This is a genomic window from Sinorhizobium fredii USDA 205 (assembly GCF_001461695.1).
Taxonomy (GTDB): domain Bacteria; phylum Pseudomonadota; class Alphaproteobacteria; order Rhizobiales; family Rhizobiaceae; genus Sinorhizobium; species Sinorhizobium fredii.
On record NZ_AUTC01000055.1, the window covers coordinates 176,298 to 189,053 of the forward strand.

General features: G+C 64.9%; 10 protein-coding genes. 3 read left to right on the plus strand and 7 right to left on the minus strand.

What is annotated here, in order from left to right:
* Positions 1-27 precede the first annotated feature (27 nt).
* The 6 genes from rnr to N181_RS07905 form a co-directional block, all read right to left on the minus strand.
* The gene (rnr, locus tag N181_RS07880; RefSeq protein ID WP_037399477.1) at positions 28-2,394 is read right to left on the minus strand and encodes a ribonuclease R; all 2,367 of its coding nucleotides are present in this window, start codon (positions 2,392-2,394) and stop codon (positions 28-30) included.
* 2 nt (positions 2,395-2,396) lie between these two features.
* Positions 2,397-5,054 (minus strand): type I DNA topoisomerase, encoded by a 2,658-nt coding sequence (gene topA / locus N181_RS07885; RefSeq protein WP_037399481.1) that lies wholly within the window; start codon positions 5,052-5,054, stop codon positions 2,397-2,399.
* Positions 5,055-5,281: 227 nt separating this feature from the next.
* Complete coding sequence (dprA, locus tag N181_RS07890) at positions 5,282-6,442, minus strand: DNA-processing protein DprA (protein ID WP_014328019.1); 1,161 nt, start codon at positions 6,440-6,442, stop codon at positions 5,282-5,284.
* Complete coding sequence (plsY, locus tag N181_RS07895; RefSeq protein ID WP_014328020.1) at positions 6,442-7,053, minus strand: glycerol-3-phosphate 1-O-acyltransferase PlsY; 612 nt, start codon at positions 7,051-7,053, stop codon at positions 6,442-6,444. Before plsY ends, dprA begins: the two co-directional genes overlap by 1 nt.
* Positions 7,054-7,082: 29 nt before the next feature.
* Positions 7,083-8,375, minus strand: a complete 1,293-nt coding sequence (locus N181_RS07900) for a dihydroorotase (protein ID WP_014328021.1) — start codon at positions 8,373-8,375, stop codon at positions 7,083-7,085.
* Entirely contained in the window at positions 8,372-9,313 is a 942-nt protein-coding gene (locus N181_RS07905) for an aspartate carbamoyltransferase catalytic subunit (protein WP_014328022.1), read from the minus strand. The genes N181_RS07900 and N181_RS07905 overlap by 4 nt, the downstream gene beginning before the upstream one ends.
* Positions 9,314-9,481: 168 nt before the next feature.
* Here N181_RS07905 and N181_RS07910 point away from each other — a divergent pair, with 168 nt between their 5' ends.
* A complete protein-coding gene (locus N181_RS07910) occupies positions 9,482-11,134 on the plus strand; it encodes an acyl-CoA dehydrogenase family protein (protein WP_014328023.1) in 1,653 nt (550 codons plus the stop codon).
* On the opposite strand, the gene N181_RS07915 is transcribed toward N181_RS07910, so the two are convergent.
* On the minus strand, positions 11,116-12,051 hold the full coding sequence (locus tag N181_RS07915; RefSeq protein ID WP_037399484.1) for an AEC family transporter: 936 nt from the start codon (positions 12,049-12,051) through the stop codon (positions 11,116-11,118). The two genes, N181_RS07910 and N181_RS07915, sit on opposite strands and share 19 nt — an antisense overlap.
* Positions 12,052-12,261: 210 nt before the next feature.
* Between N181_RS07915 and N181_RS32980 the strand changes: the two genes are divergently transcribed.
* Both N181_RS32980 and N181_RS32985 read left to right on the plus strand, forming a co-directional pair.
* Positions 12,262-12,414 carry a hypothetical protein gene (locus N181_RS32980; RefSeq protein WP_014328025.1) on the plus strand — a complete coding sequence of 51 codons (153 nt, stop codon included), beginning with the start codon at positions 12,262-12,264 and terminating at the stop codon, positions 12,412-12,414.
* Entirely contained in the window at positions 12,411-12,701 is a 291-nt protein-coding gene (locus N181_RS32985) for a DUF6105 family protein (protein ID WP_014328026.1), read from the plus strand. The genes N181_RS32980 and N181_RS32985 overlap by 4 nt, the downstream gene beginning before the upstream one ends.
* Positions 12,702-12,756: the final 55 nt, after the last annotated feature.

The following is a 12,756-nucleotide window of genomic DNA, read 5'->3' on the forward strand; positions in this document are numbered from 1 at the left end:
AACGCGGAGCTTGCCGGCCGTTGGTGATCAGCTCCTGCCGCGCGGCGGCCGCGTTCCCGGCCGTTTGCCCGCGTTCACCCGATCGCGCCGGCCGGCCTTGTGGAAGGAGCGCATTGCCGTCGGCATCTTTCGCCCTTCGCTCAGCATCTCGAAGCGGAGCGCACCGGCGAGCGGCACGGCCTCGGCGAGCTTGACGCGCACCGGATCGCCGAGACGATAGCCAAGTCCGGTTTTTTCGCCGGACAGGGCCTGATGCGCCTCATCATAGATGAAGTAATCGCGTCCGAGCGTAGATATAGGGATGAACCCGTCGGCGCCATAGGCGGGGAGGGTGACAAAGAGTCCCGCCTTGATCACGCCCGAGACGCGCCCGTCGAACTCCTCGCCGACACGTCCGCTCAAGTGATGGGCGATCAGCCGGTCGACCGTATCGCGCTCGGCGGCCATGGCGCGTCGCTCGAAGGTGGAGATTTCCGCGGCGATATCGTCGAGCACGCCCTCTTCCTGCGGCGTCAAGCCGCCCTCGCCAAGGCCGAGCGCGCTGACTAGCGCCCGATGCACCACCAGGTCCGCGTAGCGCCGGATCGGCGAGGTGAAGTGGGCATAGCGCATCAGGTTGAGACCAAAATGGCCGATGTTTTCCGGATTGTAGATCGCCTGGCTTTGCGACCTGAGCACCATCTCGTTGACCATCGTCTCAAAAGGCTTGCCGTCGGCCCGGGCGAGAACGCCGTTGAAGTGGTTGGCACGCATGGCACCGCCCTTGGCGAGCGAGATGTCGAGCGTCGCCAGGAACTCGCGCAGGGTTTCCTGCTTGGCGAGCGACGGCTGGTCATGGACGCGATAGATCAGAACCTGCCGTTTCTGCTCCAAGGTCTCCGCCGCGGCGACGTTGGCCTGGATCATCATTTCCTCGATCAGCTTGTGGGCGTCGAGGCGTTCCGGCACGAAAACCCGGTCGACGGTTCCGTCCGGCTTCAGGATGATCTTGCGCTCGGGCATGTCGAGTTCGAGCGGCTGGCGCCGCTCCCGGCCGCGGCTGAGGATGCGGTAGCCCTCCCACAGCGGCTTCAGGATCGGTTCCAGGATCGGCCCGGTCTTGTCGTCCGGTGATCCGTCGATGGCGGCCTGGGCCTGTTGATAGGAAAGCTTGGCGGCGCTGCGCATCATGATGCGGTGGAACGTATGTCCCGCCTTGCGGCCCTCCTTCGAGAAACGCATCCGCACCGCCAGCGCCGGCCGATCGACACCTTCCTTCAGCGAGCAGAGATCGTTGGAGATGCGCTCGGGCAGCATCGGCACGACACGATCGGGGAAATAGACCGAATTGCCGCGTTTCAACGCTTCGAGATCGAGAGCCGATTTCGCCCGGATATACCAGGAGACGTCGGCGATCGCGACTGTCACGATGACGCCGCCGGGATTGTCGGGGGAGGGATCCGGTTCGGCATGGACGGCGTCGTCGTGGTCCTTGGCGTCGGCCGGGTCGATGGTGACGAGCGGCAGCGAGCGCCAGTCCTCGCGATGCGCCATCGTGGCGGCCTCTGCCGCATCGGCCTCCTGCAGCACGCGCTCCGGGAAGACATGCGGAATGCCATGCGCATGGATGGCAATCATCGAGATCGCCTTTTCGGAGGCGACGGAACCGATGACGGTCTGCACCTGGGCGCGCGGCAAGCCATAGCGGCCGAGCCGGGCGAGATGCACTTCGACGAGGTCGCCGTCCTTGGCATCGCCCGTGAATTCCGCGTCGACGAGAACTTCCTCGCCGCGCTTGTCGATCGGCAGCAGTCGGCCGCCGCCGCCCGGGGTCGAGCGGAACACGCCGAGCACGGCGTCCTTGCGCTTGTCGAGGATCTTGATGATGCGCGCCGTATAGGCCGGACCGCCGCGCTCCTTGGCGGGGAAGATCTTGGCAAGCACCCGATCGCCGAGACCGCCGACGGGGGCCTTGCCCTTCGCCTTGCCGGCCGCCGACTGCCGGATGAGGACCGCCGGTGCGACGCCGTCGTCGTCCAGCCATTCGGCCGGGCGGCCGATCAATTCGCCGTCGATATCGCGGATGGTGATGTCGAGAACGGTGACGGGCGGCAGGGCGCCGGGGCGAACAAGCGACTTTCGCTTCTTCTCGACCAGGCCGTCCTCTTCCAGCGAGCGGAGCAGCGCCTTGAGTTCGACGCGCGCCTCGCCCTTCAGGCCGAACGCCTTGGCGATCTCGCGCTTCGAGGCCAGCTGCGGGTTCTCGGCGATAAAGCGCATGAGCACGTCGCGCGGCGGAACGGCGCCGTGGATGATCGCTTCCTTGACGGAGGGCGCCGCCTGGGCCGCGCGCAACTGCTTCTTGCCGGCGTTTTTTGTGCGCCGTTCGGTCGGATCGCGCGGAATTCTGCTCAACGTCAGCCCTTCTTGGCCTTTGCGGCCGTCTTGCTCTTCGCCTTTGCGGCCGCCTTGGGCTTCTCGGCTTTCGCCGCGGTGCTCTTGGTTGCCGCGGTCGAGGACCTGCCCCTGGTCGCCTTGCCCTTCGAAACGCCACCCTTCGCCGCACGTTCGGCGATCAGTGCGAGCGCCTCTTCGACGGTCACGGACTGCGGATCCTTGCCTTTCGGCAGGGTGGCGTTCACCTTGCCCCAGTTGACATAGGGGCCGAAGCGCCCGTCGCGCACAGTCATCGCGCCGCCGTCGGGGTGTTCCCCGAGTTCCTTGAGGGCGGCAGCCGCGGTGCGCCCGCCGCCTGCACCCTTCGACTGCTTGTCGGCGAGAGCCGAAACGGCGCGATTGAGGCCGATCGAGAAGACGTCCTCGACCGATTCCAGATTGGCATAGGTGCCGTCATGGAGCACGAACGGTCCGTAGCGGCCGATCCCCGTCGAAATCATCTTGCCCGTTTCCGGGTGCTTGCCGATGTCGCGCGGCAGCGACAGCAGGGCGATCGCCTTCTCGTGGTCGATCGTCGCCGGCGTCCAGCCCTTCGGCAGGCTCGCGCGCTTGGCATCCTTGCCGTCGCCCCGCTGGACATAGGGTCCGAAGCGACCGCTGCGCAGCGTGATTTCCTCGTCGGTATGCGGGTCCTTGCCGAGGCTCTGCGGCTCGTTCGACACGGCGGCTTCCGCATCGCCATTGCTATCGGACGACAGCTGGCGCGTGAAGTTGCATTCCGGATAGTTGGAGCAGCCGACGAAGGCGCCGTATTTGCCGAGCTTCAGCGAGAGCTTGCCGGTGCCGCAGACCTGGCAGGTCCGCGGGTCGCCGCCGTCCTCGCGTTTCGGGAAGACCAGCGGCGCCAATTCCTCGTTGAGCGCGTCGAGCACATTGGTGACCCGCAGTTCCTTGGTGTCCTCGATCTGCGAGAAGAAGTCCTTCCAGAACTCGCGCAGCACGTCCTTCCAATTGAGTTCGCCGGCCGAGATCTGGTCGAGCTTTTCCTCGAGAGACGCGGTGAAATCATACTCGACATAGCGGGTGAAGAAGCTCTCGAGGAACGCCGTCACCAGCCGGCCCTTGGCCTGCGGCATCAACTTGCGCTTGTCGATCTCCACATAGTCGCGGTCGACGAGCGTGCTGATCGTCGCGGCATAGGTGGAGGGGCGCCCGATGCCGAGCTCTTCCATTTTCTTGATCAGCGTCGCTTCCGAATAGCGCGGTGGCGGTTCGGTGAAGTGCTGGGTGGCGTTGATCTTCTGCTTGGCGAGATTTTCGCGCGCATTGATCTCCGGCAGCCGGCCGCCCTCATCGCCATCGTCCGCCTGCTCGCCGTCTTCCTTCATGTCGGTGTAGGCGGCGATGAAGCCGTCGAAGCGGATGACGGAGCCGGTGGCCCTGAGGCCAGCCTTCTTGCCGGCGTTGTCGGCGGCGATCTCCGCCGTCGTCCGTTCGATCTCGGCCGAGGCCATCTGGCTGGCGATGCCGCGCTTCCAGACCAGGTCGTAGAGCTTCAGCATGTCGCCGTCGAGGAAGCGGCGCACCTGATCGGGCGTGCGATTGAAGTCCGTCGGCCGGATCGCTTCGTGGGCTTCCTGGGCGTTCTTCGCCTTGGTCGAATAGAAGCGCGGTTTTTCCGGCAGGTAGCGGGGGCCGAACTGGCTGCCGATTGCCAGGCGCGCCGCCTCGATCGCTTCCGGCGCCATCTGCACGCCGTCGGTACGCATATAGGTGATGAGGCCGACCGTCTCGCCGCCGACATCGACGCCCTCGTAGAGCTTCTGCGCCACCTGCATGGTGCGCGACGCCGAGAAGCCGAGCTTGGAGGAGGCGGCCTGCTGCAGCGTCGAGGTGGTGAAGGGCGGCCCAGGGTTCCGCTTGACGGGCTTTGCCTCGACGCTTTCGACCACATAGCTCGCGCCGTCGAGCAGGGCCTTCAGCCGATTGGCGTCCTCGCCGTTGCCGATCGACTTCGGCTGCAGCCGTTTGCCGTCGGCCGAGACGAGCCGCGCTTCGAATTCGTCGCCGCGCGGCGTCTTCAGCAACGCCACGATATTCCAGTATTCTTCCGTGACGAAGCGTTCGATCTCGGCCTCGCGATCGCAGACGAGACGCAGCGCCACCGATTGCACACGGCCGGCCGATCGGGCGCCCGGCAGCTTGCGCCACAGGACCGGCGAAAGGTTGAAGCCGACGAGGTAGTCGAGCGCGCGGCGGGCGAGATAGGCGTCGACAAGCGAAATGTCGATGTCGCGCGGATCCGCCATCGCATCGAGCACGGCCTTCTTGGTGATGGCATTGAAGACGACGCGCTTGACCGGCTTGTCGCCAATGACCTTCTTTTTCTTGAGGAGATCGAGCACATGCCAGGAGATCGCCTCGCCCTCGCGATCCGGGTCGGTTGCAAGGAACAACCCGTCCGACGACTTCACGGCGTCGGCAATGTCCTTCATTCGCTTGGCGGAGGCGCCATCGACTTCCCACGACATTTCGAAGTCTTCGTCCGGGCGAACCGATCCATCCTTGGCCGGCAGATCCCGCACATGGCCGAACGAAGCAAGCACCTTGTAGCCGGGGCCCAGATACTTGTTGATCGTCTTGGCCTTGGAAGGCGACTCCACCACTACAACATTCATCGTCATTCTCTGAGACAATCTCTTCTGGCAAGGCGCAGGTGTTGCGCGGCCTTTGTTGTGGCCACGAAATGGACAGGGATTCGGGCGCGGTCAAGGGGTTTCACGAAAATAGCGACATCGCGACCGATCGCAACCAAATCGCAATATTCGATTTACCGCAACTCGTGGTGGTTCGTTTTTCGATTTCTGCGCGTGTCGCGAGGCGGCGTACATCTGCATTTCCGCCCCTATTGCGAAGGAGCGAGGGATACGAGATTGGCCCCGTGGCGGCAGAGTTGGCCGGCGAGATCGAGTTCGAGGAGAACAAGGTGGACCTCGGAGGCGGCAAGTCCGGTGTGGCGAATGATATCGTCGATCTCGACCGGCGTCGGGCCGAGCGCTTCGACGACAAGAGCGCGGCCGCCTTCGCCGAGCGTCGCCGCTGCCGGCGGCACTGAAGGCGCTGGTTCGACCGCCGGTTCCCGGGCAGTCAGTCGCGAGAAGAGATCGTCGCGGCTCAGAGGCGCCAATCCCTCGATCACGTCGGCCGTGGAAGTAGTGACGATCGCGCCTTGTTTCAGGAGATCGTTCGTTCCGTGACAGCGCGGATCGAGCGGTGAGCCCGGTACGGCAAACACCAGCCGGCCGAAATCGGCCGCATAACGCGCGGTGATCAGTGACCCCGAACGGCTGGCCGCCTCGACAATGGCGACGCCGAGGCTGATGCCGGCGACCAGGCGGTTCCTTCGCGGAAAGTCGCGGGCGCGCGGCTCCCAGCCGAAGGGCATTTCGCTGATCGCCAATCCTTCGCCCGCGGTGATCTCCTGCAGGAGGCCGATATTCTCCGGCGGGTAGGGTTGGTCGAGGCCGCCGGCGAGCGCGGCGATCGTGCCGGTCCCGAGGCTGGCACGATGGGCAGCGGTGTCGATGCCGCGGGCGAGGCCTGAGCTGATGACGCAGCCGGCGGCACCAGCGTCGCGGGCGATCATCGCGGCGAATTTCGCGCCGCTGACCGAGGCATTGCGCGAGCCGACGACGCCGAGCGAGGGGCGGCTTGCCGCCTGAAGGTTACCCTTCATCGCAAGGAGGGGCGGGGCGCCGTCGATCTCTCTCAGCGCCGGCGGGTAGTCGGTTTCGCCGATTCCGACAAAGACTGCACCGAATCGATGGGCCGCCTCGAGCTCGCGCTCCGCGTCCGCCATCGAGGCAATGCGGAACGGTCGGTCCGCACCGCCGCGGCGCGACAGGTCCGGCAGCGCCTCGAGCGCCGCCTCTGCGGAGCCGAAGTGGTTGACGAGATCACGGAAGGTCGCGGGACCAACATTGTCGCTGCGGATCAGCCGCAGCCATGCGATCCTCTGCCGTTCCGTCAGCACGGTTCCGTTACGTCGAGCGCCGCCGATCGGCATTATCCCTTCTCTCCGATCCGGCTTTCCGTGCCGCTCAGCAGCCGCTGGATGTTGGCGCGGTGCTTGATCCAGGTGACCACGGTCATCAGGGCGAAGACCAGGGCGACTTTCCCATATCCGGTTGCATAGAGTGCGATCGGCATGACGGCGGTAGCAACGAGTGCCGACAGTGAGGAGTAGCGGGTGATCTTCGCCGTGGCGAGCCAGATCGCTCCGAAAGCGGGCACCATCAGCGGCGCCAGGCCGAGCAGGACGCCGATATAGGTGGCGACGCCCTTGCCGCCCTTGAAGGAGAGCCAGACCGGAAAGAGATGCCCGAGAAAAGCTGCGAGACCAGCGGCGATGCCGGCTTCAACGCCCCAGAGAGAGGCGATTGCAGCCGCTGCCGTACCCTTCAGCGCGTCGAGCAGCAGGGTGGCGGCCGCGAGCTTCTTGTTGCCGGTTCTCAGCACGTTCGTCGCGCCGATATTGCCGGAGCCGATTTTGCGCACGTCGCCGAGCCCCGCCATGCGTGTTAGGATCAGGCCGAACGGAATGGAGCCCAGCAGATAGCCGAAGACAAGGCACAGAAGTGTTGCGGGCAGCCCCAACTGCCAGGAAAACAGATCCACCGGTTCCTCCCCCGCCTAGATGCGTCGGCTCATGATGAATGGACGAGCTTGCCGCCAACATAGGTTTGCACGACCCGGCCGGTAAAGCGCGCATTTTCGAATGGCGTGTTCTTGGAGCGGGAAACCAGCTCCTTTTCGTAGAGGACCCAGGGTTCGTCCAGATCGAGGACGGTAATGTCCGCCTTGGCGCCGGGCTTCAGCGTGCCCGCTTCCAGGCCGAAGATGGCTGCCGGGCGAGTCGACAGCGCATCGATCAGCCGCATCAGCGGCACCTGACCGCTGTGGTAGAGCCGAAGGGCGGCCGCCGCCAGGGTTTCCAGGCCGATCGCGCCGTCCGCCGCGTCCGCGAAGGGCAGGCGTTTGGTATCGGCGCCCTGCGGGTCATGCGAGGAGACGATGATGTCGATCTTGCCCGCGGCAAGCGCCTCGACCATTGCGACACGGTCGTCTTCGCCGCGCAGCGGCGGCGACAGCTTGAAGAAGGTCCGATATTCGCCGATGTCGTTCTCGTTCAGCGTCAAGTGGTTGATCGAGATGCCGGAAGTGACGTTCGCGCCGCGCTCCCGCGCTGCCTGCACGGCATCCGCCGATTCGGGCAAGGAGATTTCGGCGGCGTGATAGGCAGCCTTCGTCAGGGCGGCGATGCGAAGATCGCGCTCGAGCGGAATGATCTCGGCCTCGCGCGGAATGCCGGGAAGCCCGAGCCAGCTTGCCAGCAGGCCTTCGTTCATGACGCCGTTGGCGCCGAGATATTTGTCGCGGGTCTCCAGCGCAACGACGGCGCCGAACTCGCGCGCATAGGTCATCGCACGGCGAAGCACGAGCGAGTCGTGGACCGGCTGCCGGCCATTGGTGAAGCAGGCAGCCCCCGCATCCCGGAGCAGCCCGAGTTCGCTCATTTCCGCCCCGAGCAGCCCTTTGGTCAGCGCCGCCGCCGGATAGACGTTGACGAGCGCCTTGTCGCGGGCGGTTTTCTGCACGAACTCGACCAGGGCGATCTCGTCGATCACCGGATCGGTGTCGGGCATCGAGATAAACGACGTGACGCCGCCGGTTGCTGCCGCCCGCGAGGCCGACTCGATCGTCTCGCGATACTCGCTGCCCGGTTCGCCGACGAAGACGCGGGCATCGACGAGCCCGGGCACCGCGGTGAGGCCAGCGCAATCCTTGACGAAGGCACCCGCCGGGGCGCCCTGGTTCAGGGCGTCCTTTCCTGCTGCAAGGATGCGTCCGTCGTTTCCGACGACGATCGTGCCCGTCTCGTCGAGGTTCCGCGACGGATCGACGATGCGCAGGTTCTGAAGAACGAGCGGTCTGGTCATGGGCGCGGCCCCTGGTCCTGCGAGAGAAGAAGTGTTTCCATGACGGCCATGCGCACCGCGACGCCCATCTCGACCTGCTGTTCGATGACGCTTTGCGGTCCGTCGGCGATCTCCGAGGCGATCTCGACGCCGCGGTTCATCGGTCCTGGATGCATGACGAGCGCATCATCCTTAGCGGCTTTCAGCTTTTCCGCGTCGAGCCCGTAATAGTGGAAATACTCGCGCACCGATGGGACGAAGGAGCCGGCCATGCGCTCGCGCTGGAGGCGCAGCATCATCACCACGTCGGCATCCTTCAGGCCCTCCGCCATGGAGCGATAGACCTCGGCACCCATCTGTTCGATGCCGGCGGGGAGCAAGGTCGCCGGCGCGACGACACGGACGCGGGCGCCCATCTGGTTGAGAAGCAGAATGTTGGAGCGGGCGACACGCGAGTGCAGGACGTCGCCGCAGATCGCCACGATGATCCGCGACAACTTGCCCTTGGCGCGGCGGATCGTCAGCGCGTCGAGGAGTGCCTGCGTCGGATGCTCGTGCTGGCCGTCGCCGGCGTTGACGACCGAGCAGGAGACCTTCTGCGCGAGCAGTGCCGCGGCGCCGGCCGACGCGTGGCGCACGACGAGCACGTCCGGGTGCATCGCATTCAGCGTCATCGCCGTGTCGATCAGCGTCTCCCCCTTCTTCACCGAGGAGTTGCCGACCGACATGTTCATGACGTCGGCGCCGAGCCGTTTGCCAGCCAGTTCGAAGGAGGATTGCGTGCGGGTCGACGCCTCGAAGAAGAGGTTGATCTGCGTCAGTCCGCGCAGCGACGAGGTCTTTTTCTCCCTCTGCCGGGAGATCTTCACGGCTTCGTCGGCCCGATCGAGCAGGAGCGTGATGTCCTGTTCCGTCAGCCCCTTGATGCCAAGCAGGTGGCGATGCGGGAAAGTGATCATGAGCCGCCCTTGCATGCTGGAATTTGGCTCGCTCTATAGAACGTGACCCTTGGCACGGCAAGTGGCGCGGCAAGCCGCGCGCCGAGCCTTCCGAAGAAAACTTGCCGACGCCGCGGTTCTTGCCGCGCGCCTGTTTCGTACCCGCGAAACTTGCGCTAGAACCGGCCTATGAATCAGATGAACCGGACCGAACAGAAACTCGCCGAACTGAACCAGCCAAAGCCCTGGTCCGGTATCAATGCCTATCGTTCCGACCCCTTGATGGTCGACATCACCTCGGCCATGCCGAAGACGCTGCGCGACGAGTTCGACGCGCTCGGCCGCTACGTGACCTCGCCGGAGGCGCAGGAACTGGCGCGCATGGCCAATGAGGGTGTGCCGAAGCTGAAGACTCACGGCCCGCGCGGCGAGCGCCTCGACGTCGTCGAGTTCCACCCTGCCTGGCATGCGCTGATGCGCCGGTCGATGACGACCGGACTGCACTCGTCGGCCTGGGAGAACCTCCCGGACGAGCGCGGCCGTTCGCACAAGGCGAGGGCGATCCGCTTCTATCTGACCGCACAACTCGAATGCGGCCATCTCTGCCCGCTGACGATGACCAGCGCTTCCGTTGCTGCGATCACCGCGTCGCCGGCCGTTCAGAAGGAATGGGCGCCGAAGATCCTGTCGCGCAAGTATGACTCGACGAATCGGCCCTGGATGCAGAAGTCCGCGGTGACGATCGGCATGGGCATGACGGAGAAGCAGGGCGGTACGGATGTGCGCGCCAACACCTCGACCGCCGAACGGGTCGGCGAGGGGATCTATCGCCTGAACGGCCACAAGTGGTTCATGTCGGCGCCGATGAGCGACGCCTTCGTCATGTTGGCGCAGACCCGCGAGGGGCTCGGATGTTTCCTCGTGCCGCGGCTGCTCGAGGACGGCGGCGCCAATGGCCTGCGTTTCCAGCGTCTCAAGGACAAGGTCGGCAATCGTTCCAATGCGTCGTCGGAGGTCGAGTTCTCGGACACCTTCGGCTTCCTGCTTGGAACGCCGGATGCCGGCATTCGCACGATTCTCGATATGGTGACGCTGACCAGGCTCGACTGCGCGCTCGCTTCGGCCGGCATGATGCGCGCCTCGCTCGCCGAGGCCGTGCACCACACCCGTGGCCGCAACGTCTTCGGCAAGTCGCTCGTCAGCCAGCCGATGATGACGCGTGTCCTGGCCGACATGGCACTCGACGTCGCCGCGGCAAGTGCGCTGTCGTTCCGCCTCGCCGAAGCCTTCGACAATGCCCATGGAAGTGCCGACGATGCGGCTTATGCCCGCATCATGACGCCCGTCGCGAAATACTGGTGCTGCAAGATCGCCCCCGCCTTGATCTACGAAGCGATGGAGTGCCTCGGCGGCAACGGTTACGTGGAAGAGCGGGCGCTTGCCCGGCACTATCGCGAAGCGCCGGTCAACGCGATCTGGGAAGGCTCCGGCAATGTCATGGCGCTCGACGTGCTCCGGGTGCTCGGACGTCGCAAGGAACTCTTCGAGCAATTGTTCGGCGTCTTCAGCCGCGATCTCGGGCCCGCTGGACCGAAGACTATCGACGTGCTGCGCGCCGCCATGTCGCTCTGCGAGCGTGACGAAGGCGCGGCGCGACTGCTGGTCGAGCAGCTTGCGCTGGCGGCGGCGGCGGCCGAGCTCTATCGACTGGGTGCCGGGCGCATCGCCGACGCCTTCCTGGAGTCGCGCTTGGCCGCCGGCTGGCGCGCGACCTACGGCATGCTCGATTCGCGCTTCGATTCCGCCTATGTGCTCGACCTGCTCTATCCGGCGGCCACGTAGCCGGTGACGGAAAGGACGAGCGGTATCGTGAAGAACGACACGGCCGTCTGCACCGTGGCGACGGCGGCGTAGAGTTCCGAATCTCCCCCCATCTGCTTGGCCAGAAGATAGCCGTTCATCGCCGTCGGCACCGCGGCGCCGAGCGCGATGACGAGCAGGGCATCGCCGCTGATGCCGAGCAGTGCGCTGGCGCTCACCATGAAGATCGGCATGACGATCAGCTTGAGGGCGACGGCGAGCATCGCGGCGCCAGTGGGCTTCAAGGCATCGGCAATTCTTAGGCCGGCGCCGACCAATACGAGGCCGAGACTGAGCGACGCCGTTGCCAGCATGTCGATCGCAGTCATCACCGGCTCGTAGAGCTCGATGCCTGTCAGGTTGAACAGGATACCGAGCGCCGATGCGATGATCAGCGGATTGGTTACGATCTTCAGGAAGAAGAAGCCGACGCCGCGGCCGCCACCGCCGAACCAGACGAGCACGGCGACGTTGTAGAAGTTGATCGGGATGATGATCAGCGTCATCACCAGCGCCGTCAGGCTGAGGCCGATCGCACCATAGAGCTTTTCGGCCACGGCAAGTGCAATGAAGGCGTTCCAGCGTGTCGCGGTCTGGAAGATCGATGTGAACGTGGCGCCGGAAACGCCGTTGCCGCGCAGGAGGGGCCAGGTCAGCAGGAGAGCGATCGACATCAGAGTGACGCTGCCGATTGCCGCGACGGCCGTCGCATCGGCCTCCATTCCGGTGAAATCCGCCTTCGCCAACGTCGAAAAGAGAAGCGCGGGAAACAGAAAATAGTAGCCGAACTGCTCGAGCCCCACCCAGAGCCCCTGGTCGACGAGCCGGGAACGGCGAAGCCAGACGCCAAGCAACACCAGCAGGAAGACGGGAAGGATGCTTTCGAAAATGGCGGTCATGGCGGCTCATGCAGACGAAGGTGCTAGGGGCTGGGGCAGGGCGAGAAAGTCGGCTCGCACCCCCGCCAAGCTTTTAGAACCGGCAGGCAGCGGGCCGCAACCCCGCTTGGTTTGTGAATATTAACCTTAATGAATGGTTTACGTTGCGCTGGGGCGGCGATGGCAGAGATACTGACGCCAGTTCAATGAAGTTCGGAACGGAGCGGTTCGGTGAGAACTGGCTTGATGATCGTCATGATGATGTTTTTCGCCGCACTGGCGCTCGATATATCGACGCTTGCCGCCGGCCTGATCGCCCTTGTTCTGGCCGATCGCGCCATCTTCCCGCTGCTGTGCGGCTTGGCCGAGGGGAGAGGCGCATGAAGTGGCTGATGATCTTCTGGGGCGGGCCGGTAATCCTGCTGACCGGCTGGTACTCGCTCTCCTATTACGACATGAGCTTCGGCATCTTCATGCTGACGCGCGAGGCGCACGACCTGGTTTTCCGCGTCTACGGCCACGTCCTCGGTATCCCGCCGGAAAGCATTCCGCCGCTGGTTGCGCGGGCGATGGTCGTCGACACGATCGTCCTCTTCGGGCTCGTCGCGCTCCGTAAACACCGGCAGATCGCGTCCTGGTTCGGCGCGCGCTTCGGCGGCGCGACGTCTTAGAGCCTTTCCTGGTTAAATTGAAGCATTCTGTGGAGTGCGCCCCTTGGGGTGGACA

What these genes read in the sequence shown, in the direction of transcription:
- topA (WP_037399481.1), bottom strand. Translation starts at nt 5,054, where the DNA reads ATGAATGTTGTAGTGGTGGAGTCGCCTTCCAAGGCCAAGACGATCAAC.
- dprA (WP_014328019.1), bottom strand. Translation starts at nt 6,442, where the DNA reads ATGCCGATCGGCGGCGCTCGACGTAACGGAACCGTGCTGACGGAACGG.
- N181_RS07900 (WP_014328021.1), bottom strand. Translation starts at nt 8,375, where the DNA reads ATGACCAGACCGCTCGTTCTTCAGAACCTGCGCATCGTCGATCCGTCG.
- N181_RS07905 (WP_014328022.1), bottom strand. Translation starts at nt 9,313, where the DNA reads ATGATCACTTTCCCGCATCGCCACCTGCTTGGCATCAAGGGGCTGACG.
- N181_RS07910 (WP_014328023.1), top strand. Translation starts at nt 9,482, where the DNA reads ATGAATCAGATGAACCGGACCGAACAGAAACTCGCCGAACTGAACCAG.
- N181_RS07915 (WP_037399484.1), bottom strand. Translation starts at nt 12,051, where the DNA reads ATGACCGCCATTTTCGAAAGCATCCTTCCCGTCTTCCTGCTGGTGTTG.
- N181_RS32985 (WP_014328026.1), top strand. Translation starts at nt 12,411, where the DNA reads ATGAAGTGGCTGATGATCTTCTGGGGCGGGCCGGTAATCCTGCTGACC.